At 69.8% G+C, this 21,617-nt stretch carries 28 protein-coding genes; 11 read left to right on the forward strand and 17 right to left on the reverse strand.

Annotation, left to right across the window (positions count from 1 at the left end; translation table 11 throughout):
• Positions 1-76: 76 nt before the first annotated feature.
• The 9 genes from FMM06_RS15410 (at position 77) to FMM06_RS15450 (ending at position 6,803) form a co-directional block, all read left to right on the forward strand.
• On the forward strand, positions 77-262 hold the full coding sequence (locus tag FMM06_RS15410) for a zinc-finger domain-containing protein (protein ID WP_144335207.1): 186 nt from the start codon (positions 77-79) through the stop codon (positions 260-262).
• The gene (locus FMM06_RS15415) at positions 259-1,173 is read left to right on the forward strand and encodes a hypothetical protein (protein WP_144335208.1); all 915 of its coding nucleotides are present in this window, start codon (positions 259-261) and stop codon (positions 1,171-1,173) included. The genes FMM06_RS15410 and FMM06_RS15415 overlap by 4 nt, the downstream gene beginning before the upstream one ends.
• A 37-nt stretch (positions 1,174-1,210) precedes the next feature.
• A complete protein-coding gene (gene tldD, locus FMM06_RS15420) occupies positions 1,211-2,644 on the forward strand; it encodes a metalloprotease TldD (RefSeq protein WP_144335209.1) in 1,434 nt (477 codons plus the stop codon).
• Positions 2,641-3,006, forward strand: coding sequence for a DUF2784 domain-containing protein (locus FMM06_RS15425; RefSeq protein WP_144335210.1), 366 nt, complete (start codon positions 2,641-2,643; stop codon positions 3,004-3,006). The genes tldD and FMM06_RS15425 overlap by 4 nt, the downstream gene beginning before the upstream one ends.
• Positions 2,997-3,194 (forward strand): putative signal transducing protein, encoded by a 198-nt coding sequence (locus tag FMM06_RS15430; protein ID WP_144335211.1) that lies wholly within the window; start codon positions 2,997-2,999, stop codon positions 3,192-3,194. The genes FMM06_RS15425 and FMM06_RS15430 overlap by 10 nt, the downstream gene beginning before the upstream one ends.
• The gene (locus FMM06_RS15435) at positions 3,191-3,988 is read left to right on the forward strand and encodes a patatin-like phospholipase family protein (protein WP_144335212.1); all 798 of its coding nucleotides are present in this window, start codon (positions 3,191-3,193) and stop codon (positions 3,986-3,988) included. Before FMM06_RS15430 ends, FMM06_RS15435 begins: the two co-directional genes overlap by 4 nt.
• A 119-nt stretch (positions 3,989-4,107) precedes the next feature.
• Positions 4,108-4,446: a P-II family nitrogen regulator gene (locus FMM06_RS15440; protein WP_144335213.1), complete on the forward strand. Its 339-nt coding sequence runs from the start codon at positions 4,108-4,110 to the stop codon at positions 4,444-4,446.
• Positions 4,447-4,459: 13 nt separating this feature from the next.
• Positions 4,460-5,875, forward strand: a complete 1,416-nt coding sequence (locus FMM06_RS15445; protein WP_144335214.1) for an ammonium transporter — start codon at positions 4,460-4,462, stop codon at positions 5,873-5,875.
• Positions 5,876-6,101: 226 nt separating this feature from the next.
• Positions 6,102-6,803, forward strand: coding sequence for a class I SAM-dependent methyltransferase (locus FMM06_RS15450; RefSeq protein ID WP_144335215.1), 702 nt, complete (start codon positions 6,102-6,104; stop codon positions 6,801-6,803).
• 4 nt (positions 6,804-6,807) lie between these two features.
• On the opposite strand, the gene FMM06_RS15455 is transcribed toward FMM06_RS15450, so the two are convergent.
• Genes FMM06_RS15455 through FMM06_RS15470 form a run of 4 tightly spaced genes read right to left on the reverse strand, consistent with a single transcriptional unit; the run spans position 6,808 to position 9,106 of the window.
• Positions 6,808-7,500 (reverse strand): hemerythrin domain-containing protein, encoded by a 693-nt coding sequence (locus tag FMM06_RS15455; protein WP_268900733.1) that lies wholly within the window; start codon positions 7,498-7,500, stop codon positions 6,808-6,810.
• Positions 7,501-7,518: 18 nt separating this feature from the next.
• On the reverse strand, positions 7,519-8,436 hold the full coding sequence (locus tag FMM06_RS15460; protein ID WP_144335216.1) for a sterol desaturase family protein: 918 nt from the start codon (positions 8,434-8,436) through the stop codon (positions 7,519-7,521).
• Entirely contained in the window at positions 8,433-8,684 is a 252-nt protein-coding gene (locus FMM06_RS15465) for a hypothetical protein (RefSeq protein ID WP_144335217.1), read from the reverse strand. Before FMM06_RS15465 ends, FMM06_RS15460 begins: the two co-directional genes overlap by 4 nt.
• A complete protein-coding gene (locus FMM06_RS15470; RefSeq protein ID WP_144335218.1) occupies positions 8,681-9,106 on the reverse strand; it encodes a TIGR01244 family sulfur transferase in 426 nt (141 codons plus the stop codon). The genes FMM06_RS15465 and FMM06_RS15470 overlap by 4 nt, the downstream gene beginning before the upstream one ends.
• Before the next feature lie 86 nt (positions 9,107-9,192).
• Between FMM06_RS15470 and FMM06_RS15475 the strand changes: the two genes are divergently transcribed.
• Complete coding sequence (locus tag FMM06_RS15475; RefSeq protein WP_144335219.1) at positions 9,193-9,849, forward strand: hypothetical protein; 657 nt, start codon at positions 9,193-9,195, stop codon at positions 9,847-9,849.
• Between the two features lie 9 nt (positions 9,850-9,858).
• Here FMM06_RS15475 and FMM06_RS15480 read toward each other — a convergent pair whose 3' ends face one another.
• From FMM06_RS15480 to FMM06_RS15540, 13 genes are all read right to left on the reverse strand, one after another.
• The gene (locus tag FMM06_RS15480) at positions 9,859-11,181 is read right to left on the reverse strand and encodes an outer membrane protein assembly factor BamB family protein (protein WP_144335220.1); all 1,323 of its coding nucleotides are present in this window, start codon (positions 11,179-11,181) and stop codon (positions 9,859-9,861) included.
• On the reverse strand, positions 11,181-11,885 hold the full coding sequence (locus tag FMM06_RS15485) for a tetratricopeptide repeat protein (RefSeq protein WP_185965220.1): 705 nt from the start codon (positions 11,883-11,885) through the stop codon (positions 11,181-11,183). The genes FMM06_RS15480 and FMM06_RS15485 overlap by 1 nt, the downstream gene beginning before the upstream one ends.
• Positions 11,886-11,959: 74 nt before the next feature.
• Complete coding sequence (gene panB / locus FMM06_RS15490) at positions 11,960-12,838, reverse strand: 3-methyl-2-oxobutanoate hydroxymethyltransferase (RefSeq protein ID WP_144335222.1); 879 nt, start codon at positions 12,836-12,838, stop codon at positions 11,960-11,962.
• Positions 12,839-13,678, reverse strand: a complete 840-nt coding sequence (locus tag FMM06_RS15495; protein WP_144335223.1) for a ParB/RepB/Spo0J family partition protein — start codon at positions 13,676-13,678, stop codon at positions 12,839-12,841. It lies immediately after the preceding gene.
• Entirely contained in the window at positions 13,675-14,457 is a 783-nt protein-coding gene (locus tag FMM06_RS15500; RefSeq protein ID WP_144335514.1) for a ParA family protein, read from the reverse strand. The genes FMM06_RS15495 and FMM06_RS15500 overlap by 4 nt, the downstream gene beginning before the upstream one ends.
• Positions 14,454-15,083, reverse strand: a complete 630-nt coding sequence (locus FMM06_RS15505; RefSeq protein ID WP_144335224.1) for a 16S rRNA (guanine(527)-N(7))-methyltransferase RsmG — start codon at positions 15,081-15,083, stop codon at positions 14,454-14,456. Before FMM06_RS15505 ends, FMM06_RS15500 begins: the two co-directional genes overlap by 4 nt.
• Entirely contained in the window at positions 15,083-16,924 is a 1,842-nt protein-coding gene (mnmG, locus tag FMM06_RS15510) for a tRNA uridine-5-carboxymethylaminomethyl(34) synthesis enzyme MnmG (protein WP_144335225.1), read from the reverse strand. The genes FMM06_RS15505 and mnmG overlap by 1 nt, the downstream gene beginning before the upstream one ends.
• 65 nt (positions 16,925-16,989) lie before the next feature.
• The gene (mnmE, locus tag FMM06_RS15515; RefSeq protein WP_144335226.1) at positions 16,990-18,249 is read right to left on the reverse strand and encodes a tRNA uridine-5-carboxymethylaminomethyl(34) synthesis GTPase MnmE; all 1,260 of its coding nucleotides are present in this window, start codon (positions 18,247-18,249) and stop codon (positions 16,990-16,992) included.
• Positions 18,246-18,488, reverse strand: a complete 243-nt coding sequence (locus FMM06_RS15520) for a DUF6489 family protein (protein WP_144335227.1) — start codon at positions 18,486-18,488, stop codon at positions 18,246-18,248. The genes mnmE and FMM06_RS15520 overlap by 4 nt, the downstream gene beginning before the upstream one ends.
• 45 nt (positions 18,489-18,533) lie before the next feature.
• Complete coding sequence (locus FMM06_RS15525; RefSeq protein ID WP_144335228.1) at positions 18,534-19,154, reverse strand: YjbE family putative metal transport protein; 621 nt, start codon at positions 19,152-19,154, stop codon at positions 18,534-18,536.
• 39 nt (positions 19,155-19,193) lie between these two features.
• Entirely contained in the window at positions 19,194-19,919 is a 726-nt protein-coding gene (locus FMM06_RS15530; protein ID WP_144335229.1) for a M48 family metallopeptidase, read from the reverse strand.
• Between the two features lie 2 nt (positions 19,920-19,921).
• Positions 19,922-20,359 carry a YcgN family cysteine cluster protein gene (locus FMM06_RS15535; protein WP_144335230.1) on the reverse strand — a complete coding sequence of 146 codons (438 nt, stop codon included), beginning with the start codon at positions 20,357-20,359 and terminating at the stop codon, positions 19,922-19,924.
• Positions 20,349-20,954 carry an SCO family protein gene (locus FMM06_RS15540; protein ID WP_144335231.1) on the reverse strand — a complete coding sequence of 202 codons (606 nt, stop codon included), beginning with the start codon at positions 20,952-20,954 and terminating at the stop codon, positions 20,349-20,351. Before FMM06_RS15540 ends, FMM06_RS15535 begins: the two co-directional genes overlap by 11 nt.
• A gap of 58 nt (positions 20,955-21,012) precedes the next feature.
• Here FMM06_RS15540 and FMM06_RS15545 point away from each other — a divergent pair, with 58 nt between their 5' ends.
• Positions 21,013-21,606 carry an ankyrin repeat domain-containing protein gene (locus FMM06_RS15545; RefSeq protein WP_144335232.1) on the forward strand — a complete coding sequence of 198 codons (594 nt, stop codon included), beginning with the start codon at positions 21,013-21,015 and terminating at the stop codon, positions 21,604-21,606.
• Positions 21,607-21,617 lie beyond the last annotated feature (11 nt).

Below are 21,617 nucleotides of genomic sequence, written 5' to 3' on the forward strand. Positions count from 1 at the left end.
CGGTGCGGTGACGCGCGTGTGACAAATCGGCGGTGCGACTTTGCGGCCCGCCGCGGCGCTGCTAGGGGCTGCACCCATGGAGACCATCCCGCCGCCGCAGATCTTCGTCACCGATGCGACGCGCGTCGTCTGCGACGGCGAGGACGAGGGCGTCGCGGGCCACCCGCGCGTCTGGCTGCAGATGGGCGCGTCGGGATACGCCGACTGCGGCTATTGCGACCGGCGCTTCATCCTGGCGGGCGGCCCGGCGGACAAGAGATGATCCGCGCGGCGGCACTGGCGCTGCTGATTGCGACGCCTCTGGCGGCGAAGCCGGTGCCGCTGGTGACGCTCGACTGGCCGCGCGATGCCCAGCCGCGCACGACCGCAACGATCAAGGGCAAGACGCTGCCGGTGCGTGTCGCGCTGGGATTCGACAATGCGCTGCTGCTCAACCTGGGGCCAGCGCAGGCAGCGAACCTCAAGGCCTTCCCGATCATCGGCAAGCAGACGGTGCGCAACCCGCTGATCCCCGGCGGCGAGGCGGTGGCGCGCGGCAACATGTACGGCGTCGGGCTGGCCGGCGCGCGGCCGCAGAACGTGCCGACGGTGTGGATCGACAAGGCGATCGCTGCCGACGCCGACGGCATCGTCTCCGCCCTGTCGTTCGATGCCGAGCGTGTCGTGCTTCAGCGCGCAGGGAACGGCACGGTGACGACGCTGAACCGCAAGGGCCGCGGCGAGGCGGCGGTCGAGGCGAACGTCGCGGGCACCGAGCTGTCGGTCGCGCTCGACCTAGTCAGCCCCGAAACGGTGATGAGCGCCACCGCCGCCGACGCGCTGGTCCGCGCCGGCGTGCTGAAGCGCGGCGGGCAGGTCGGCGCCTGGACGCCCTTCCCCAACGTCCGCCTGCCCTTCGAGCGGCTGGTTCCCGCCCCCGGCGCCCGCCTGCTCGGCCTGCCGCTGAGCCGCCCTGCGGCGCGGATCAGCGAGGCGCGCGCCAAGGAACTCGACGCGGCCGCCAGGGCCGGCACGAGCACCGCGCAGGACGACGCCGACACGCTGACGGTCACCGCGACCAAACGCCGCCGCGGCACTGCCTGGGTGCTGATCGGCCGCGACGTTCTCGACCGTTGCTCGAGGATCGAGCTCGACCGCCCGGGGAAGCGCTGGCTGCTGACCTGCGACTTCTGACCTGTCGCGGAGGCGGGGCACGCCCTATATCCCGTCCATGACCATGCTCGACCCCGCCGGCCACTTCTACCGCAATACCGAGCTCGATCCGGCGCGGACCGAGCGCCTCGTCGCCGATGCGTTGCGCGGTTGTGACGACGGCGAGCTGTACCTGCAATATGCGGCGTCGGAGAGTTTCTCGTTCGACGACGGGCGGCTGAAGGCGGCGACCTTCGACACCAGCCAGGGTTTCGGCCTGCGCGGCGTGGCAGGCGAGACGACGGCGTTCGCGCACGCCAACGAGCTGTCCGATGCCGCGATCCGGCGCGCCGGGGAGACGATCTCGGTGGTCCGCTCGGGGCACGGCGGCAGTGCCGCGCTGAACGGCCCGCCGCGCACCAACCGCCAGCTCTACACCGGCACCGACCCGCTGAGCGCGGTGCCCTTCGCCGACAAGATCGCATTGCTGTCGACCATCGACGCCGCGGCGCGGGCACGTGATCCGCGGGTGGCGCAGGTTTCGGTCAGCCTGCTCGGATCGTGGTCAGTGGTCGAGATCGTCCGTGCCGATGGCCAGCGCGCCCGCGACATCCGTCCGCTGGTTCGCCTCAACGTTCAGATCGTCGCGCAGTCGGGCGACCGGCGCGAGACCGGCTTCCACGGGCTGGGCGGCCGCTACCTCTACGACGATCTGATGACCCCCGCCGTCTGGGGCGACGCGGTCGACAAGGCGCTGGCGCAGGCGCTGGTCAACCTCGACGCGGTCGCGGCACCGGCGGGCGAGATGACCGTCGTGCTCGGTCCCGGCTGGCCGGGCATCCTGCTCCACGAGGCGATCGGGCACGGGCTGGAAGGCGACTTCAACCGCAAGGGCACGAGCGCCTTTGCGGGCCTGATCGGGCAGCGCGTCGCCGCGCCCGGCGTCACCGTGGTCGATGACGGCGCCATCGACGACCGGCGCGGCAGCTTGAGCATCGACGACGAGGGCACGCCGACCGAGCGCACCGTGCTGATCGAGGACGGCATCCTGAAGGGCTATATGCAGGACCGCCTCAACGCGCGGCTGATGGGGGTCAAGCCGACCGGCAACGGGCGGCGCGAGAGCTTCAACCACGCGCCGATGCCGCGCATGACCAACACCTTCATGCTTGGCGGCACCGACGACCCCGGCGAGATCCTGAGCCGTGCCAAGTCGGGCATCTATGCCAAGTCGTTCGGCGGCGGGCAGGTCGACATCACCAGCGGCAAGTTCGTGTTCAGCTGCACCGAGGCGTACCGCATCGAGAACGGCCGCATCGGCGCGCCAATCAAGGGCGCGACGCTGATCGGCAACGGCCCCGACGTGCTGACGCGGGTGAAGGCCATCGGCAACGACCTGATGCTCGACGAAGGCGTCGGCACGTGCGGCAAGGGCGGGCAGAGCGTGCCCGCAGGAGTCGGCCAGCCGACTCTGCTGATCGAGGGGCTGACCGTCGGCGGCACCGCGGCGTGAACCCGGCGGCGCTCGCCGATGCGGTGGTGGCGCTGCACTTCGCCTTCATCCTGTTCGCGCTGCTCGGCGGGGCGCTGCTGGTGCGCTGGCCGGGGCTGGTGTTCCTGCATCTGCCCGCGCTCGCCTGGGGGACGTGGATCGAGTTCAGCGGCGGGCTGTGCCCGCTGACGACGTTGGAGAACGATTTCCGCGCACAGGCCGGGGCGGCAGGGTACGGCGAGGGATTCGTCGATCATTATCTCTCGCCGATCATCTACCCCGATGGGCTGACCCGCGGGACGCAGCTGGTCTATGGCGGAATCCTGCTCGGGCTGAATGCGCTCTTCTATCTGCGGTTCGCGCGGAGCCGGCGATGGGTCTGATCGTCCTCGATACCGTGTTCGACCCCGTCGCCGCGTCGATCATGCGGTCGCGGCTGGAGACTGCGGGTATCCCTGCGGTGACCTTCGACGGCCACATCGCCTCGATCATCGGTCCCGGGGTGTCGGGCGTGCGCCTGATGGTCGACGAGGCCGACGAAGCCGACGCGCGGGCGCTGCTCGACCTGTGAGGCTGGCACTGGCTCTGGGCGGCGGTGCCGGCCTCGGCTGGACCCACATCGGCGTGATGCGCGAGCTTCACGCGCGCGGCGTCACCATCGACGCCGTGTCGGGGACGTCGATCGGTGCGCTGGCGGCGGTGTGCGTCGCCGCCAACCGGCTGGGGGTGCTCGAGGATCTGGCGCGCTCGGCGAACCTGCGCGCGGTGGTCAAATATCTCGACATCGACGTGCGGCGTGGCTCGGTGCTCGGCGGGCGCACCGTCGCGAAGCAGCTGCGTGAGCATTTCGGCCACGACCGGCTGGAGGATCTGTTTATCCCCTGCGCGGTGGTCGCCGCCGACATCGTCTCGGGAAGCGAGATCGCGATGACGCGTGGCTCGATCGTCGAGGCGGTGCGCGCCTCGATCGCGATCCCCGGCGTGTTTCCGCCCGTCCGCCGCGACGGCATGGTGCTGATCGACGGCGGGGTGATGACCCCGGTGCCCGTCGCCGCGGTGCGCGCGCTGAGCGATGCCCCGGTTCTCGCGGTCAACCTTCAGGGCGATTATCTCCGTCGCGCCGCGATCGGCCTGCCGCCGGGCAAGCGCATCATGACGCCGCTTCGGGTCGGGCGCGCGGGGCTCAGCCTGATGATGGCGCAGCTGGCGCGGCAGGGCCTGACGCTCGACCCGCCCGACTTCGAACTCGCCCCCGCGATCGGCCATGTCGACGTCCGCAATTTCACCCGCGCCCACGAGCTGATCGAGATCGGTGCCGCCAGCGTGGTCGAAAACTGGGCGGCGATCGCGGCGCTTAACGATTAGAAAACGGGCAACTGCCGCTAATTGATGCAGTTCGGCGGCATGATTTGCTGCACCGCAACAGCGAAGGCCAACTGGCACGGTCCGTGCATCGCTCTCCCGAAAAAGGGGGCCGTGCAGCCATGAAACTGATCGTTGCGATCATCAAGCCGTTCAAGCTCGACGAAGTGCGCGAGGCGCTGACCGCGGTCGGCGTCGAGGGGATGACCGTTGCCGAGGTCAAGGGTTTCGGACGCCAGAAGGGCCAGACCGAGATCTACCGCGGCGCCGAATACACGACCAACATGGTCCCCAAGATCCGCATCGAGACCGTCGTCACCGACGCCATGGCAAGCCGCGTCATCGAGACGATCCAGCAGACCGCACACACGGGTTCGATCGGCGACGGCAAGATCTTCGTCACCGAAGTCACGTCGGCGGTGCGCATCCGCACCGGCGAAACCGACGACACCGCGCTTTAAGGGGGCCGACAGCATGACAGCGATTTGGAGACTGGCCGCGGGGGTGGCTGCGGCGACGGTGGCGCTTCCCGCCGCGGCCGCCGATCTGATCAAGGCCCCGACGGTCGAGCAGATGGCGACGATGGTCGACAAGGGCGACACCGCCTGGATGCTGATCTCGTCGGCGCTCGTGCTGATGATGTCGGTGCCCGCGCTGGCGCTGTTCTACGGCGGGCTGGTGCGCACCAAGAACATGCTCAGCGTGCTGATGCAGGTGTTCATGATCGTCTCGATCGCCGCGCTCGTCTGGGTGTGCTGGGGCTATACGCTGGCCTTCACCTCGACGAACAGCATCGCGCCGGCGTTCATCGGCGGCTTCGATAAGCTGGGCCTGATGGGCGTCAACGGCGGCACCTTCGCCGCGACCTTCTCCAACAACGTCTACATCCCCGAGTTCGCCTTCGTCGTCTTCCAGATGACGTTTGCGTGCATCACCCCGGCGCTGATCGTCGGGGCGTTCGCCGAGCGGGTGAAGTTCACGTCGCTGATGATCTTCGTCGTGCTGTGGCTGACGGTGGTCTATTTCCCGATCGCGCACATGGTCTGGTACTGGGCGGGCCCGGACTTCCTGCCCGACGCGCCGACCGACGCGGGCTATCTCTGGGGCATGGGCGCGCTCGACTTCGCGGGCGGCACGGTGGTCCACATCAATGCCGGCATCGCAGGCTTGGTCGGCTGCCTGATGATCGGCAAGCGCGTCGGCTTCGGCAAGGAAGCCACCCCGCCGCACTCGCTGACCATGACGATGATCGGCGCGTCGCTGCTGTGGGTCGGCTGGTTCGGCTTCAATGCCGGCTCGAACCTGGAGGCCAACGGCGTCACCGCAGTCGCCTTCATCAACACCTTCGTCGCGACCGCTGCAGCGGCCGTCAGCTGGGCGATCATCGAGCAGATCACCCACGGCAAGCCGTCGATGCTGGGTGCCGCGACGGGTGCCGTGGCCGGCCTGGTGGCGATCACGCCCGCCAGCGGGTTTGCGGCGCCGCTGACCTCGATCGTCCTCGGGCTCGTCGTCTCGCCGATCTGCTACCTCTTCGTCTCGACGATCAAGAACAAGCTCAAGTACGACGACACGCTCGACGTCTTCGGCGTCCACTGCGTCGGCGGCATCGTCGGCGCCCTCGGCACGGCGATCGTCGCCGACCCGGCGCTCGGCGGCCAGGGCTTCTTCGACTACACCGTCTTCCCGGCGGTCGTCGGCACCTACGACATGGGCGCGCAGATCGTGACCCAGCTCAAGGCGGTCGGCATCACCCTGCTGTGGTCGGGCATCGGCTCGGCGGTTCTCTTCTTCATCATCGGCAAGACGATCGGGCTGCGCCCGACCGAGGAAGCCGAGCGCGAAGGCCTCGACATCACCGACCACGGTGAGCGCGCCTACAACTATTGAGTTCCTCCCCAAGGAAACAACCTTGGCCCGGCGGGTTAAACCGCCGGGCCTTTTTTTATGCGCAGCGCGGCCAGTGGATAGCGGAGCTAACCACGGACTCGCGCAAGCACGGCCGGCGGAGCGGCGGATACACCGCCGCCCGTCCGACCTCGCGGCTTCGCCGCGACGCTCTTCCATTTTTCCATTCTAAGTGCGAAACAATCCCCCAAAATCAGGGGAGAACCACATGAAGCTGCTGCTCGCCGCCCTCGCCCTTGGGCTCGCCACCCCCGCGCTCGCCGCGCCGCCGCGTCCCGCTGCCGACATCGAACGCGACGCCGCGCGGCACCCGGCCGAGATGGTCGCCTTCGCGATGATCAAGCCCGGCAGCAAGGTCGCCGATTTCCTGCCCGGCGGCGGCTATTTCACGCGCGTTTTCGCCGCCGCAGTCGCACCCGGCGGCAGCGTCGTCGCAGTGATCCCGCCGGCGGCCGCCAACCTCGATCCCGCCGCCGCCAAGGCGGTCGCCGACATGGCGGCGAACAAGGACTACGGCAACGTCAGCGTCGTGCCCGCAATCGGCCCGGAGATGGCGGGTAGCCTCGACGTCGTCTGGACCGCGCAGAACTACCACGATCTCTACGCCTTCCTGCCAGCCGAAGCGGTCGCCGGGTTCAACAAGGGCGTTTTCGCGTCGCTGAAGCCCGGCGGCTATCTGATCGTCATCGACCATGCCGCGGTCGCGGGGGCACCCCCGGTCGATACCGGCAAGGCGCTGCACCGCATCGACCCCGCGCGGGTCAAGGCTGACATGCTGGCCACCGGCTTCGTCTTCGACGGCGAGAGCAAGCTGCTGGCGAACTCGGCCGACGCGCGCACCGCGATGGTCTTCGACCCCGCGATCCGCGGCCGGACCGACCAGTTCGCCTATCGCTTCCGCAAGCCTTGACGGATCAGCGCGGCTTCGGCGGCGTCAGCCAGCCCGTCGTCAGGAACGCCTTGTCGGCCTCGAGCTCGGCCTTGCGCGCTTCCATGCGCTCGCCGAGCGCGTCGAGGTCGGTGCCGCTCGCCTTCGCCTGGCGAAACATTTCGGCCTCTTCCTCGCGGACGTGATGGTCGATCAACTCGCTGAGCACAGTCACCGAGGCGGTGAACAGCTCCTCCTTGCCGGTCATCGCGTCGATCTGCAGGATCAGGTCCTTGGCGGACGCGTGCTCGACGACCGCCTCGTTGACCATGTCGTCCTCGATCCGCGCCTTGATCTCGGGGTAGAAAATCTCCTCCTCGATGCGCGTGTGGACCTTGAGCATGGCGCTGGTCTCGCGCGCGATCGCCAGCTGGCGGGCGGGCGTCGCGTCCTTGAACTCCTTGAACAGCGCGGCGACGGCGCGGTGATCTTCCTTCAGCATCGCGACCGCCTTGGGGTCGGGGGTCAGCGTCGTCGCGGCGGTCTTGATCGTCGAGGGCGGCGCGGCCTTGGACGTCGTCGCGGGCACGGGCACGGCGCGGACGGCCGTGACGCTGGGCGCCGTGGCGGGCTTGGCGGCGGCGCGGCGCGCTGTGGGCTTGGCGGGTGACGCCTTGGATCGGGGCTTGGCGGCGGGCTTGGCCGGGGCCTTCGCAGGAGTTGTCGCCTTGGTCGCCATGTCCCAATTCCTCCAATGTTATTCGGCCATTACGCCTCCAACCAGCTTCGGTTCCGCCTGCGAATCGTTTGCACTTTCCCAGCGCGCGCGGATCGCGGCGGCACTGTGCGGCGTGCCCCAGCCCGGCGGCCCGGCGACGCGGCCCCAGGCCTCGCGCAGCGACCGCGCCCGCACCACGTCGCGCGCGATGCCCACCCATTCGTGGAACGCCGCCCACAGCGGGTTGAAGGTCCTGAGGTTGTTGACGAGGCCATAGCGCACCGGCTCGGCATCGTCCTCGGGCTCGAACGTCCCGAACAGCCGGTCCCAGACGATGAACACGCCCGCGAAATTGCGGTCGAGATAGCGCGGGTTGCTGCCGTGGTGGACGCGGTGGTGCGACGGCGTGTTGAGGATGCTCTCCAGCCCCCACGGCAGGCGTCGCACCGTCTCGGTATGGATCCAGAACTGGTAGACGAGGTTCAACCCGACGCAGAACAGCACCAGCGCCGGCGGAAAGCCGATCAGGAACAGCGGCAGACGGAAGACGAAGCTGAGCGCGAAGAAGCCCGTCCAGGTCTGCCGCAGCGCCGTCGTCAGGTTGTAATGCTGGCTCGAGTGGTGGACGACATGCCCCGCCCAGAACCAGCGCACGCGGTGCGCGGTGCGGTGAAACCAGTAGTACGCCAGGTCGTCGAGGACGAAGCACAGCGCCCCCGACCACCAGGCGATCGGAATGTCGAACAGCCGCCATTCGAAGGTCCAGCCGTACGCCGCGACGATCGCCGCGCCGAACAGCCCACCCGCCACCGTGCTGCCCAGCCCGAGCAGCAGCGACGTGCCCGTGTCGCGCCAGTCGTACGCGCCCTTCGCGCCGAGGCGCACCGCGATCATCTCCGCCGCGACCAGCAGCACGAAGGCGGGTGTGGCGAGCGCGATGACGTTGGGCAGGGTCATGCCTCGCGCACCACCCAGCGGTCGCCCATCGCATCGATGCGCACGCGGCGCCCATCGCCGGTCAGCGTCGCGCCGCCGCGATCGGGGTCGAGCGTCACCGCATCGGCGCGGAAGCCGTAGAGCGCGGTGTCGGCCAGCGCCCGCGCCTCGCCCTCGTCGGCCAGCCGCGGCGACCCGCGAAACCCAAGAGCCCAGGCGAGGCCGACGAGCAGCGCGACCCCTGCCAGCGAGGCCGCGAACAGCGTCACCGCGGGCTGAGCGACTGCAGGGTCGGCAGCAGCCCCGACACGTCGTAGCGCCCGCGCGCCGCCGCCGCGACGATCGCGTCCGGATCGCCGCCGCGCCGCGCCTCGGCCAGCGCCCAGAGGTTCGCCGAGCGCGTCCCCGACCGGCACCACGCCAGCACCGGGCCGCTTGCTTCATCGAGCACGGCCGCCATCGCCTCGACCTGCGCCATGGTGAAGCCGCTGTGATCGATCGGGATCGCCGTGTACGCGAGGCCTGCCGCCGCCGCCGCATCGGCGAGGACAGACTCGGCCGGCTGGTCGAACGTCTCGCCATCGGGGCGGTTGTTGACCACCGACACGAACCCCTCGGCCGCTGCTTGTGCGAGATCGCCGGGGTCGAGCTGCCCCGCGACGCTGATCTGATCGGTCAGGCGAATGAACATCGCGCGGTTGTAGGGCGCGGGGGCGCGGACCGGCAAGGGGGTCGCGGCGTTGTACCCCCGGCCCGATCCGCGGGCGGGGAGGCAAAATGCGCATGCTCGATCTCAGCTCGTGGCACTCGATCCTCGCGACGGTGCTCGGCCTCGCGCTCGTCACGCTGATCGGCGTCGGGGTGCGGCTGGTGCTGATGATGACCATCCAGCAGCGGCGCGAGCGCATGAACCGCCAGATCAACGAGCGGCTGCGCACGCTGATCGCCGCCTACAAGGTGCTGGGCGGGTCGTTCACCGGCGATCTGGCGGTGGATCCCAGCCATTTGCGCGACCAGCGCGGGGCAGACGTCGCGCTCGACCTGACCGCGGTGGCGGGCTCCGACCGGCGCCGGCGCATCCGCGATGCCGTCGAGGCGGCGCTGTCGGACATCATCCTGCTCGGCACCGAGGCGCACGTCCGCCTCGCCGAGCGCGCCGCCAACGAACTCGTCGCGGGGCGCCCGGTTCACACCCACGACCTCGTCGTCTCATTGCGCGACTTCATCCGCACCGCGCTCGACCTCGACCCCATGCCCGCCGACGTGGCCATCCCGCGCCAGGGGCCGGCTCGCCCGTCGAGCACCGGCGGCCGCGGCCGGGGCGAGGGCCGCGAGGGGGGACGTGGTGGTGGTGACGGCGAAGGCGGCGGCGGCGGCGGAATGGGAATGGGCATGGGCATGGGTCTCGGCGCCGCCGACACCCGCCAGCCCTGACCCCGGCCCTTAGCGGTAGGCGGTCAGCTTGCCGTCGTCGGTCAGCAGATACACGCTGCCGCCCGCAACGATCGGCGGCAGATAGGCCGCAGCCGACAGCTTGACCTCCGAGAGCGTCTTGCCGGTGTAGGGCGACACGGTGATCAGGCGGCGGTCCGATGCCGAGATCAGCAGCCGGTCGCTGGCCAGCACGGGGCCGGCATATTCGATCGGCTTGGTCTTCTTCTTGAGGTTGCCATAGCGCGTCAGGCGCGACACCCACTTGATGCGCCCGTCGCCGCGCGTCACGCAGACCACTTCACCGTCGAGCGTCACGGCATAGACGAAGTCGCCCGCGACCCACGGCGTCGAAGTGCCAGCGAAGTTGCGCTCCCACACGCGCTGCCCGGTCGACAGGTCGATCGCCGCCATGCGCCCGCCATGGCCGATCGCGAAGACGCGGCCCTGGTCGATGACCGGCGACGCATCGATGTCGGTCAGCGCGTTGAGCGCCGTGGTGCGGCCCGTGCGCGACAGCGCGTCGGTCCACACCGTGCGCCCGTTCTCGGCGCGCAAAGCATTGAGATCGCCCGACGAATAGCCGACCACCAAAGTATCCTGCGCGAACGCCGGGGCGCCCGTGCCGAGCAGGCCGGCGCTCTCCACCGCGCCCGCGACGCTCCACGTCGTCGTGCCCTTGGCGCCGTCGAGCGCGAACAGCTGGTTGTCCTGCGTCAGCGCATAGACGCGCCCGCCCGCGACCGTCGGCGCGCCGCGGAACGGCGTGCCGAGCGTGACCTTCCAGACCTGCGCGCCGGTCGCTGCGTCGAACGCCGCGACGATGCCCTGGCCGGTCGTCGCATAGACGCGCCCGTCGCCCACGCTGACACCGCCGCCGAACGCCGAGCGCCTGTCTTCCTTCTCCATCTGCAGAGCGGCCGACCAGATCGCGGCACCCGTCCTGGCGTCGAAAGCGCGGACGCCGGCCTCGGTATCGATCGTGTAGACGCGGCCGTCGGCGATCACCGGCGCGGCGTTCAGGCGGCGCGTCGCGTCCGATCCCCGGCCGATCTCGACGCTCCACGCGACGTTCAGCGTATCGGGGAGCGACAGATGGCCGAGCGACTTCGACGGCGACCCGCCAGGCTGCGTCCAGTCGGCGTTGGCGACCGGCGGCGGCAGGCGGACGGCGAGATCGGCGAGTTCCGACTCAGCCTCGACGCGGGTTTCGAAGTCGAGCACGGGGACGCGCTCGCCGACGGTCGGCGTCTTGGCCTTGCCGCCCTTGAAGATGCCGCACCCGCCCAGCGCAAGCGCGGGCAGCAGTGCGACGGCGATCAGATTGCGGCGCATCACTGGGCTCCCCTGGGCAGCGGCCCGGTGTCGACGCCGAGGCTCCCGGCGAGTTGCTGCGCGCGGCCGCGCAGCGATGCGGGCAGCGTCGTGTCCTTGGCGATGCTAGCGAGCAGCGCGCCCGCGACATCGCGCTGACCGGCGCGGATATGCGCGACCGCGGTCATCTCGCCAGCGACGCCGAACCAGGGATTACCCGGCAGGCTCAACGTCTTGAGGCGCGCAATCACCGTCGCGGGCGGCAGCGAGTCGTACGCCAGCCGCGTCGCCTTGATCGTCGCGAGATCGCGCAGCGGCTGCGGCTGGGTTGTGTCGGCCGCCACGCTATCGAAGATCTTGGTCGCGCCCGCGGTGTCGCCCGCGGTCACGAGGTTCGCCGCCTGGGTCAGCTTCGCCAGCGCCGCATAGCCCTTGTCGTCGCCGCTCGCGAGGCGCGTCAGGATCGGCGCGGCCTCGGGCAGGTTGCCCGTCTCGAGCTTGGTCAGCGCCTGCGCGAACGCCTCGCCGGTGGCGCCGGCCTGCTTGCGCTGTTCGGCCTGCCACCACAGGAAACCGCCGAGCGCCGCCAGGCCGATCACCACGACGGCGACCAGCAGGATGCCCCAGCGCGCCCAGAAAGACTGCAGCTGCGACTTGCGATATTCCTCGTCGACTTCGCGAACGAAGCTGTCGTCGGTGGCGGGGGTCAGGGGCGCTTTGGCCAAGATCGGTCGCTTTCGTCGGGTTTGTCGGGGTGCATAGCGGCGCGGGCGCGCATTCGCAATTGAACGCGCAGGCCTTAACCCCCGGCAACAGGGTGTTGGGGGACGCCGTAGAGTTCGGCCGCCGCGGGAAAGCTGCGGTCGCGCACCGCGCCCGCGTACGCCGCCGCCGCCGCATCGATACGCGGCGCGAGATCGTCGAAGCGGCGCACGAAGCGCGGCGTGCGCTCGAACATGCCCAGCATGTCGTCGACGACGAGCACCTGGCCGTCGCACGCCGGCGACCCGCCGATACCGATCGTCGGGCACTTCACCGCCTCGGTAATCGCCCGCGCCAGCGGCTCGACGACGCCCTCGACGACCATCGCAAACGCGCCTGCGTCCGCTATCGCCTTGGCATCGCTCAATATTTTGGCAAACTCCGCGTCCGACTTGCCGCGCGCGCCATAGCCGCCGAGCGCGTTGATCGCCTGCGGAGTCAGTCCGACATGGCCCATCACCGGGATGCCGCGCTCGACGAGGAAGCGCACCGTGTCGGCCAGCACCGCCCCGCCCTCCATCTTGACCGCGGCGCATCCGGTTTCGCGCAGCACGCGCGCCGCGCTGGCGAACGCGGCCGCAGGGCCGGCCTCGTAGGTGCCGAACGGCAGGTCGACCGCGACGACGCTGTGATAGCTGCCGCGCACCACCGCGGCGCCGTGTGCGCACATCATGTCGAGCGTCACGCGCACCGTCGTGTCGAGGCCATAGATCACCTGCCCCAGCGAATCGCCGACGAGCAGCAGGTCGCAATGCGCGTCGAGCAGCTGCGCCATGCGCGCGGTGTAGGCGGTCAGCATGACGAGCGGCGTGCCCCCCTTGGCACGCGCGATACCGGGCACGGTCAGCCGCTTCATCGGCGCGGGCGTGGGCGTCGCGCGGCTCGTCGCGGTGTCGAGGGTGAAGGTCGTCGACATCTAGAAGCGTCCCTCGCCGCCGAGGCGTGCGCAGATCAGATCGAGCTGGTCGAGATCGCTGTAGTGCAGGCTCACGACCCCCTCCTCGATGCGCACCCGCAGACCGAGCGCTTCGCCGAGCTGTGCTTCGAGCGCGGCGACATTCTCGTCGCGGGGCGCTGCGGCGCGCTTGGGCTTCGCCGGCACGCCGACCTTGACCGCCGCCTCGACCTGACGGACCGACCAGCCGCCGGCGATCGCCTTCGCCGCGAGCGCCTCGGCCTCGGGATGACCCAGCAGCGCGCGCGCATGCCCCATCGCGAGCTTGCCCCCGCGCACCGCATCGAGCACGCCTTCGGGCAGGTCGCGCAGGCGGATCATGTTGGTGACATGGCTGCGCGACTTGCCGACGCCGCTGGCGATATTCTCGTGGCTGTAGTGATAGTCGTAGTGGAGCCGCGCATAGGCGTCGGCCTCCTCGATAGGGTTGAGGTCGGCGCGCTGGACGTTCTCGACGATCGCGAACTCGGCCGCCTGATTGTCCTGCAGGTCGCGGACCAGCGCCGGCACCTCGTGCAGCCCCGCCGCCTGCGCGGCACGCCAGCGGCGCTCCCCCGCGACGATCTCGTAGCGCCCGTTGTCGGGCTTGTTGGGGCGCAGCAGCAGCGGCTGGAGCACGCCCGCATGGCGGATCGATTCGACGAGTTCGGCCATTGCCGCCGCGTCGAAATGCTTGCGCGGCTGGCCGGGGCGGGGGTCGATCGACGCGACGGCGATGTTGCGCGGTGGCGCCGACAGCGGCGCAGTGCCCGCCACTTCCTCCATCAACGCGCTCAGGCCGCGACCGAGACCATGCTTCATGCCATTGACCTGACTGGATTTTCTGGAACTGCGCGGGCAAGGACCTCGCGCGCGAGGGCTATATAGGCCTGGCTGCCGGGGCAGCGCAGGTCATAGACGAGCGCCGGCAGCCCGTGGCTCGGCGCCTCCGACAGGCGGACATTGCGCGGCACCATGACGTCGAACACCTGCGCCCCCATAACCGCGCGCACGTCGGCGGCGACCGCCTCCGACAGGCGGTTGCGCCGGTCGGTCATGGTCAGCAGGATGCCGAGGATACCCAAGCGCGGGTTGGGGCCCGCTCGGACGCGTTCGACGGTGGCGAGCAGCTGGCTAAGCCCTTCGAGCGCGAAGAATTCAGCCTGCAACGGGATCAAGATGCGCTCGACCGCGACGAGTGCATTCATCGTCAGCAGCCCGAGCGACGGCGGGCAGTCGATGAGCAGCCAGTCATGGGTGTCCGTCGTGAGCGCATCGGCCATGCGGTGCAGCCGCCGCTCGACGCCGACGAGCTCGACCTCCGCGCCCGACAGCGCCGCGGTCGACGGTACCAGCGACAGGCCGGGCACGCTGGTCGGCACGGTCGCATCCGCCAGACTCGCATCGCCGAGCACGACATCATAGATCGACCGCGACCGCGCCCGGCGATCGACGCCCAGCCCCGTCGAAGCATTGCCCTGCGGATCGGCATCGACGAGCAGCACCGACGCCCCGCTCGCCGCCAGCGCGGTGGCGAGATTGATCGCGGTCGTGGTCTTGCCCACGCCGCCCTTCTGGTTGACCACCGCGACGCGCATCAGCGGCGGCGCACGTTGGTGGCGACGACGATCCGCGCCTGCGCGTCGGTGACGCTGGGCACGAGGTCGTGATCGAAGCGGAAGCGCAGCCGAGCTTCGGCGATCTCGTCGGCAGCACGGGCGCCCTTGGGCAGCACCCAGCGTGTAGTCGGCCCGGCGAAGCGGATGCCCCAGTCGAACAGCTGGCTCAGCGACGCGCACGCACGCGCGACGATGGTCGCGGGCTGCAGCAATGGCATTGCCTCGATGCGGGAGCGGTGGATGCGAACCTGATCGGCGATGCCGGTCGCCTCTGCCACGGCGGCCAGAAATTCGGTCTTCTTGCCCGTCGCTTCGACCAGATCGACCGGTCCGCCGCCGAGCAGTGCGATGACAAGCCCTGGCAACCCTGCTCCCGCCCCCAGATCAAGCCACGGCGCCGCGCCCAAGGGCACAAGTTGCGCCGAGTCGGCAAAGTGCCGCTCCCACGTCTGCGCCAGCGTCGCAGGACCGACGAGGTTCATGCGCCCCTGCCATTCGGCGAGCATCGCCGCGTAGGTCTCGAAGCAAGCTAATGTTTCACGTGAAACGTCGAACTGCTCGGCGAACTGGTCGGCGCCGTACGTTTCACGTGAAACATCAACAAGCATCAGGCAGCCCGCCGGGCGTACGGGAGAAGCGCAGTCAGCGCGGCAGGTGTCACGCCCGGGATGCGCGACGCCGCCCCGATCGTCGCGGGGCGAGCGGCATTCAGACGCGCAGTCATCTCGGTCGACAGGCCAGCGACGGCCGTGAAATCGATCGCCTCGATCGCGAGCGCCTCGTCGCGTGCGAAACGGGCAACGTCCTCGTCCTGACGCGCAAGATAGCTGGCATAGCGCGCGTCGGTGGTCAGGGTGGCCGCGACATCGGCGTCGACGTCGGCGAGCGCGGGCCAGAGGCGCGCAGCCACATCCCAGGTCACCGCATCGAAGCGTAGCCAGTCGAAAGCGGTGCGCTCGACGCCATCCTGCCGGACATCGACCCCCATTGCCCGCAGCCGCGACGGCGTAGCGCGTAGCGTTTCGAGTAGAGCTCGAGCCCGGCTGCGAACCTCGTCACGCACAGCCGTCGCCGCTTGGCGCTCTGCACCGATAAGTCCATGGCGCGCGCCGAACGCCCCGAGCCGCTCGTCGGCATTGTCGATCCGCAGCCGCAGGCGATACTCTGCGCGCGAGGTGAACATGCGGTAGGGCTCGCTGACACCTTGTGTGACGAGATCGTCGACCAGTACGCCGATGTAGCTCGACGTACGGTCGAAGCGCGCCCCGTCCTGGCCGGCGGCGGCACGTGCGGCGTTGAGGCCCGCGACGAGCCCTTGCGCCGCCGCCTCTTCGTAACCGGTCGTACCGTTGATCTGCCCGGCAAGGTACAGGCCGTCGATGCTGGCGACGCGCAGTCCGGGTGTCAGGGCGCGCGGGTCGACATGATCGTACTCGATCGCATAGCCGGCCCGCACGATCCGCGCGCGCTCGAGCCCGGGGATCGTTGCGAGCAATGCGCGCTGCACGGCCTCGGGAAGAGAGGTCGAGATGCCGTTCGGATAGACAGTCGCGTCATCGAGCCCCTCGGGCTCGAGGAAGATCTGGTGGCCGTCGCGGTCGCCGAAGCGCATCACCTTGTCTTCAAGGCTCGGGCAATAGCGCGGGCCCACGCCGTCGATCTGCCCGGCGTACATCGGTGCCAAGGCAATGTTGGCGCGGACGATGTCGTGCGTCGCTACCGTGGTGCGCGTTACGGCGCAGGCCAACTGCGGCAAGGTCGGGGTGCGGGTCAGCGCGGACATATACACCCGCGCATCATCCCCCGCCTGCCACTCGACCGCAGCCCAGTCGATCGTCCGTCCATCGAGGCGCGGCGGGGTCCCCGTCTTGAGCCGCGCCATCGGTAGGCCAAGCGCGCGCACTGCGGCAGCAAGCTGGGTCGCAGGCCGAGCGCCTACCCGGCCGCCAGGCGTCGCGACATCCCCGATGTGCATGACCCCGGCCAGGAAAGTCCCCGTCGTCAGAACCGTCGCTGCCGCGCCCAGTTCTCCGACGCTGGTCGTAACCCCGGTGATACGGTCCGCCACGCGGCGCAGGCCGATGATCTCCGCGACGATGATCTCGATCCCCGGCTGCGCGGCGAGCGCCTCGCCCATGGCGGCGCGGTAGCGGACGCGGTCGCACTGGACACGCGGGCCCTGCACCGCGGGACCCTTGCGACGATTGAGCAGTCGGTACTGAATCGCGGCGGCATCGGCGACGCGGCCCATCAGGCCGTCGAGCGCGTCGATTTCGCGCACCAGATGGCCCTTGCCCAGCCCGCCGATCGCCGGATTGCACGACATGGCGCCGATGTCCGCGGCGTCGAGCGTCACCAGCGCAACCGACGCACCGGTACGCGCTGCGGCGGCTGCAGCCTCACACCCGGCGTGGCCCCCGCCCACCACTATGACATCGAAATTCCGCACCTCGCCCGCGTTACGCTCTTGGCGCGATTCGAGCCAGACGTTTCACGTGAAACATCGGTGCAGGTTCACTTCCCGATGCAGAATCGCGCGAAGACGGCGTCGAGTACCGTTTCCACATTCACTGAGCCTGTAATCTCTCCGAGCGCACGCAGGGCGAGGCGCAGAGCCTCGGCACGCAACACGGGATCGATCTGCTGCGCCGCGTCGGCAAGTTCGGTGCGCGCGCGAGCACAGGCGTCGCGGGTACGGGTCTGGCTCAGCAGCGCCGAAGCCCCCGGCGACGCGACGCTCGTGGCCCAGTCGCGCAACCACTCTTCAAGTTCGGCGATCCCCTCCCCGGTCACAGCTGAGACGGCAAGACTATAGCCCGCCCTGCCAAGGTCTCGCTTGGTGCGAACCGGCACCCCGTCGCCCGGCGCGCCGTCGCAATGCAGCGCTAGAACCAGGTCGGCATCGGCGATCCGCTCACGCGCCCGTGCAATACCCGCCGCCTCGATGGCATCGTCCGTGTCGCGCAAGCCGGCGGTATCGACCAGCGTCACCAGTACCCCGCCAAGATCGAGCCGAACCTCGATCGCGTCGCGGGTCGTGCCCGGCACCGGCGACACAAGCGCTACATCTCTCCCTGCTAGAGCATTGATAAGACTGGACTTTCCGACATTCGGCGGGCCGCTGACGACGACAGTCAGCCCGTTCCGCAATGCCCGTGCGCGCCCTGCAGCTCTCAGTTCCGCGTCGAGCTCAGCGATCAGCGTCGCGACGGCATCGTCCCCCGCACCCACACGCGCGACAACGTCGCCCTCGTCGGCGAAATCCAGTTCGGCCTCCGTATCGGCGAGCAGGACGACCAGCCGGTCGCGCCAGTCCTCGACGCGCCGCCGCAGCGCGCCCCCCGCCTGGTCGAGCGCTGCCCGCCGCTGCGCCTCGGTCTCGGCAGCGATCAGGTCGGCGAGCCCCTCGACCTGCGTCAGGTCGAGGCGGCCCGTATCGAACGCCCGCCGCGTGAATTCGCCCGCGCGCGCCAGCCGCGACCCTGCCCGTTCGAGCGCCGCGAACAGCGCCGCGACGACCGCGATGCCGCCATGCAGGTGGAATTCGGCGACGTCCTCGCCGGTGGCGCTGGCGGGTGCGGGAAAGGCCAGCACCAGTGCGGTGTCGATCACGACGCCGTCCTTGGCCAGCGTCCGCAGCGTCGCGCGCCGCGGTTCGACCGGCTTAGGGGTCAGGCGCCGCAGTGCCGCGAAGGCCCCCGGCCCCGATACGCGCACCACCGCGATGCCGGCGGGCAGCGCGCCCGACGACAGCGCATGGATCGTCTCGGTCATCCCGGCGGCTTGACCCCGGGGATCGCCGACCAGAAGCCGTTGCGCCACGTCTCCAGGCTGTCGGCGATGCCCGGCATCCAGGTGCGCGCCAGCTTCTCGAAATCGGACGGGTTGAGCCCGTCGACGACATAGGACTTCATGCGCTCGAGATAGGCGTCGTGGAGCGGCGTCAGGTCGGGCAGGCCGAGAAAGGCGCGCGCCTCCTGCGGCGTGCAGTCGATGTCGAACGTGACTTTCATGGGCGGCCCCCGGATTGCCCCGCCAGCCTAGCGCGGACGCCCGCGCTACGCCACCAGCCGCAGCGCAAAGGGCGCGACGTCGTTCGCGCCGTCCCAGATCATCTTGCCGGCGACGAACACGATCACCGCGAAGCCGAACCAGGCAACCCACTTATATCGCTCGATGATTCGCGCGATGAAGTTCGCGGCGACACCCATCAGCGCGACCGACAGGACGAGGCCGATGACCATGATCTCGGGGTGTTCGCGCGCCGCACCGGCGACCGCGAGGACATTGTCGATCGACATCGACAGGTCGGCGACGGCGACCTGAATGGCCGCGGCGCGGAAGGTGCGCGGCTGCGCCAGGTGCGCGGCGTTCTCGTGATGCGGCGGGTTGCGCAGTTCGCGCCACATCCGCCACGCCACCCACAGCAGCAACAGCCCGCCCGCCAGTACGAGCCCGACGATACCGAGCAGCCAGGTCGCGATCAGCGCGAAAGCGATGCGCAGCACCAGCGCCGCGATGATGCCGATCAGGATGACTTTCTTGCGCTGTTCCTGCGGCAGCCCGGCGGCGAGCGCACCGACGACGATGGCGTTGTCGCCCGCCAGCACGATGTCGATCAGCACGACCTGGCCGAACACGGCGAGCGCTTCGGGAGTCAGCAGGTTGGCGAAGTCCATGGGCAGCCGTTAATGCCCGCACGGCTTTGGGGCAACAACCTAAGTCGCGCGGCCGATCCAGTGCAGGCCCGCACCGTGGCGCGCCAGCCAGCGGCGATGCGGCGCCGGGTCACCGCCGAGGTCGCGCGCCAGTGCCCAGAACGCGGCACCGTGGTTGGGGTGAACGAGATGCGCGACCTCGTGCGCAACGACGCTGGCGCGCACCGCGGGCGGCGCGAAGATCAGGCGCCAGCTGTACGCGATGCGGCGCGTGCTCGAACAGCTACCCCAGCGGCCTGCGGGGTCGCCGACGCGCACCCCGGGCGCCGGCAGGTCGAGCCGTGCCGCCAGAGCGAGCGTCGCGGCGGTCAGATCGGCGAGGGCGGTGGCCTTCAGCCAACGCGTCACGCGGCCGGGCAGCGTGTCGGCGGTGCCACCGACGATCAGCCGGTCGCCGTCGCGGATCGTGCGGCGCGCGGGTGCAAGTTCGATGCGCAGCGTGCCGCCGTCGAAGGGGATCGCCGCGCCGGGCATGAAGGGCAGCGGCCGGGGCCACGTCGCGACGTGCGCTTCGAGCCAGCCCGTGTACTCGCTCAGGAACGCCGCGCCGCGCCCGACCGAAACTTGCGGCGGCAGCGTAAGCCGGATGCTCCCCGACACGGCGTCGGCACGCAGCAGGATGCGACGCGCACGGGCGCTGCGGACGAGGACGACGGGCACCTCGCGGCCCGCGAGGTGCAGGGTCTCGGGAAGCGCTGGTGCGCCGCGGCGCAGCCGTCCGAACATCGCTAGAGCGGCGTCTCGATGACGTGATTCTCCAGCGGCCCGGCGTCGTCCTCGCTGATCGTCCAGCCGCGCACCGACGCGCCCGCGGCGTGCACGGCGTCGCGGTCGCCGCTGACCAGGTGGTGCCAATCGGGCAGCCCCTGCCCGCGCTGCACGCGCAGATAGGCGCAGCTCGACGGCAGCCAGTCGAGCGTCTCGAGCTTCTGCGGCGTCAGGCGCACGCATTCGGGCACGTGCGCGCGGCGGTTGCGATAGTCGGAGCACTGACCCGAGCGGCGGTCGAGCAGGCGGCACGACACGTTGGTCGGCAACAGTTCGCCGGTATCCTCGTCCTCCAGCTTGTGGACGCAGCATTTGCCGCAGCCGTCGCACAGGCTCTCCCACTGCACGCGCGTCATGGCGCGCAGCGGGATGCGCTCCCAGAAGCGGTCAACGGACATATTTGTCCAGCTCGGCGGCGATTTGCTGCGGGGTCGCAGCGTGCTGGAGGAAGCTGATCGCCTTGCCGTCGGGGCCGATCAGATAGATCAATGCGAGATGGTCGACGAGATAGTCGGGGCCCGTCCCCGTGCCCGCACGGCGCGCATAGATGCGGAAACTGCGCTTGGCCGTCTCGATCGCCGCCTCGCTGCCGGTCAGCGCGAGCAGGCGCGGATGGAAATTAGCGGCATATTCTTTCAGCACCGGCACCGTGTCGCGCGCCGGGTCGACGGTGACGAACACCGGCTGGACGCGTGCGCCCCGCGCGGGGTCGGCCTTCTCGAACGCGGTCAGCCCGGCGGTCAGCTGCTGCATGTCGAGCGGGCAGACGTCGGGGCAAAAGGTGTAACCGAAATAGACCAGCGAATATCTGCCCTTCAGCGCCGCCTCGGTGACCGCGCGGCCGTTCTGGTCGGTCAGTGCGAAAGGCCCGCCGATGTTGCTGCCCGCCAGCGGCGCGGGCGCCGTACCGAGGGGGCGCGTCCACAACCAGCCGCCCAGCGCCAGCGCTGCAACGCAGGCCAGCACGAGCCATAACACGCGGCGGCTGTTCATCGCCGGTTGGTCGATTTAGGGCTAGGCATGTGCGCGGACTTAAGTGAGGGACTCCCGAATGTCGACCTGGCGGTATCTGCTTGCCCCTGTTGCCGTCGTCGCACTCGCGACCCCGGCGGCGGCGCAATTCTCGCCCGCCTATAATTTCATCAAGGCGGTCAAGGACAAGGACGGCGTCAAGGCGCAGAAGGCGCTTGAGGACGGCGGCTCGACGATCGTCAACGTCCGCGATCCCGAATCCGGGGGAATGGCGCTGCACATCGCGACGCGGCGCCGCGATCTGGGGTGGGTCGGCTTCCTGCTGCAACGCGACGCCAACCCCAACGTTCGCGACAACGAGGGCGCGACTCCCCTGGTGCTCGCCGCGACGACGGGTTTTTCGGAAGCTGTCCGCGTCCTGCTGGTGGTCAAGGCGCAGGTCGACCTGCCGAACTCGCTGGGCGAGACCGCGCTTATGAAGGCGGTACAGGCGCGCGATTCGCAGTCTGTACAGATGCTGCTCGCCGCCGGGGCCAATCCCGACCGGACGGACAACACCGGCGCCAGCCCACGCAGCTATGCCCTCGCCGATACGCGCGGCGGCCCCGTCGCCAAGCTGTTGCGCGATGTGCCGGCACGCAAGACGGGGCCGGTGCAGGGGCCATCACTATAGCCCATTTGCCG

It is taken from the genome of Glacieibacterium frigidum, from assembly GCF_007097155.1.
In the GTDB taxonomy this organism is placed as follows: domain Bacteria; phylum Pseudomonadota; class Alphaproteobacteria; order Sphingomonadales; family Sphingomonadaceae; genus Glacieibacterium; species Glacieibacterium frigidum.

What these genes read in the sequence shown, in the direction of transcription:
- FMM06_RS15545 (WP_144335232.1), top strand. Translation starts at nt 21,013, where the DNA reads ATGTCGACCTGGCGGTATCTGCTTGCCCCTGTTGCCGTCGTCGCACTC.
- FMM06_RS15440 (WP_144335213.1), top strand. Translation starts at nt 4,108, where the DNA reads ATGAAACTGATCGTTGCGATCATCAAGCCGTTCAAGCTCGACGAAGTG.
- FMM06_RS15480 (WP_144335220.1), bottom strand. Translation starts at nt 11,181, where the DNA reads ATGCGCCGCAATCTGATCGCCGTCGCACTGCTGCCCGCGCTTGCGCTG.
- FMM06_RS15540 (WP_144335231.1), bottom strand. Translation starts at nt 20,954, where the DNA reads ATGAACAGCCGCCGCGTGTTATGGCTCGTGCTGGCCTGCGTTGCAGCG.
- FMM06_RS15520 (WP_144335227.1), bottom strand. Translation starts at nt 18,488, where the DNA reads ATGAAAGTCACGTTCGACATCGACTGCACGCCGCAGGAGGCGCGCGCC.
- FMM06_RS15445 (WP_144335214.1), top strand. Translation starts at nt 4,460, where the DNA reads ATGACAGCGATTTGGAGACTGGCCGCGGGGGTGGCTGCGGCGACGGTG.
- FMM06_RS15455 (WP_268900733.1), bottom strand. Translation starts at nt 7,500, where the DNA reads ATGGCGACCAAGGCGACAACTCCTGCGAAGGCCCCGGCCAAGCCCGCC.
- FMM06_RS15495 (WP_144335223.1), bottom strand. Translation starts at nt 13,678, where the DNA reads ATGAAGCATGGTCTCGGTCGCGGCCTGAGCGCGTTGATGGAGGAAGTG.
- FMM06_RS15505 (WP_144335224.1), bottom strand. Translation starts at nt 15,083, where the DNA reads ATGCTTGTTGATGTTTCACGTGAAACGTACGGCGCCGACCAGTTCGCC.
- FMM06_RS15530 (WP_144335229.1), bottom strand. Translation starts at nt 19,919, where the DNA reads ATGTTCGGACGGCTGCGCCGCGGCGCACCAGCGCTTCCCGAGACCCTG.
- FMM06_RS15450 (WP_144335215.1), top strand. Translation starts at nt 6,102, where the DNA reads ATGAAGCTGCTGCTCGCCGCCCTCGCCCTTGGGCTCGCCACCCCCGCG.
- FMM06_RS15525 (WP_144335228.1), bottom strand. Translation starts at nt 19,154, where the DNA reads ATGGACTTCGCCAACCTGCTGACTCCCGAAGCGCTCGCCGTGTTCGGC.
- mnmE (WP_144335226.1), bottom strand. Translation starts at nt 18,249, where the DNA reads ATGACCGAGACGATCCATGCGCTGTCGTCGGGCGCGCTGCCCGCCGGC.
- FMM06_RS15410 (WP_144335207.1), top strand. Translation starts at nt 77, where the DNA reads ATGGAGACCATCCCGCCGCCGCAGATCTTCGTCACCGATGCGACGCGC.
- FMM06_RS15470 (WP_144335218.1), bottom strand. Translation starts at nt 9,106, where the DNA reads ATGTTCATTCGCCTGACCGATCAGATCAGCGTCGCGGGGCAGCTCGAC.
- FMM06_RS15475 (WP_144335219.1), top strand. Translation starts at nt 9,193, where the DNA reads ATGCGCATGCTCGATCTCAGCTCGTGGCACTCGATCCTCGCGACGGTG.
- FMM06_RS15535 (WP_144335230.1), bottom strand. Translation starts at nt 20,359, where the DNA reads ATGTCCGTTGACCGCTTCTGGGAGCGCATCCCGCTGCGCGCCATGACG.
- FMM06_RS15415 (WP_144335208.1), top strand. Translation starts at nt 259, where the DNA reads ATGATCCGCGCGGCGGCACTGGCGCTGCTGATTGCGACGCCTCTGGCG.
- FMM06_RS15430 (WP_144335211.1), top strand. Translation starts at nt 2,997, where the DNA reads ATGGGTCTGATCGTCCTCGATACCGTGTTCGACCCCGTCGCCGCGTCG.
- FMM06_RS15460 (WP_144335216.1), bottom strand. Translation starts at nt 8,436, where the DNA reads ATGACCCTGCCCAACGTCATCGCGCTCGCCACACCCGCCTTCGTGCTG.
- tldD (WP_144335209.1), top strand. Translation starts at nt 1,211, where the DNA reads ATGACCATGCTCGACCCCGCCGGCCACTTCTACCGCAATACCGAGCTC.
- panB (WP_144335222.1), bottom strand. Translation starts at nt 12,838, where the DNA reads ATGTCGACGACCTTCACCCTCGACACCGCGACGAGCCGCGCGACGCCC.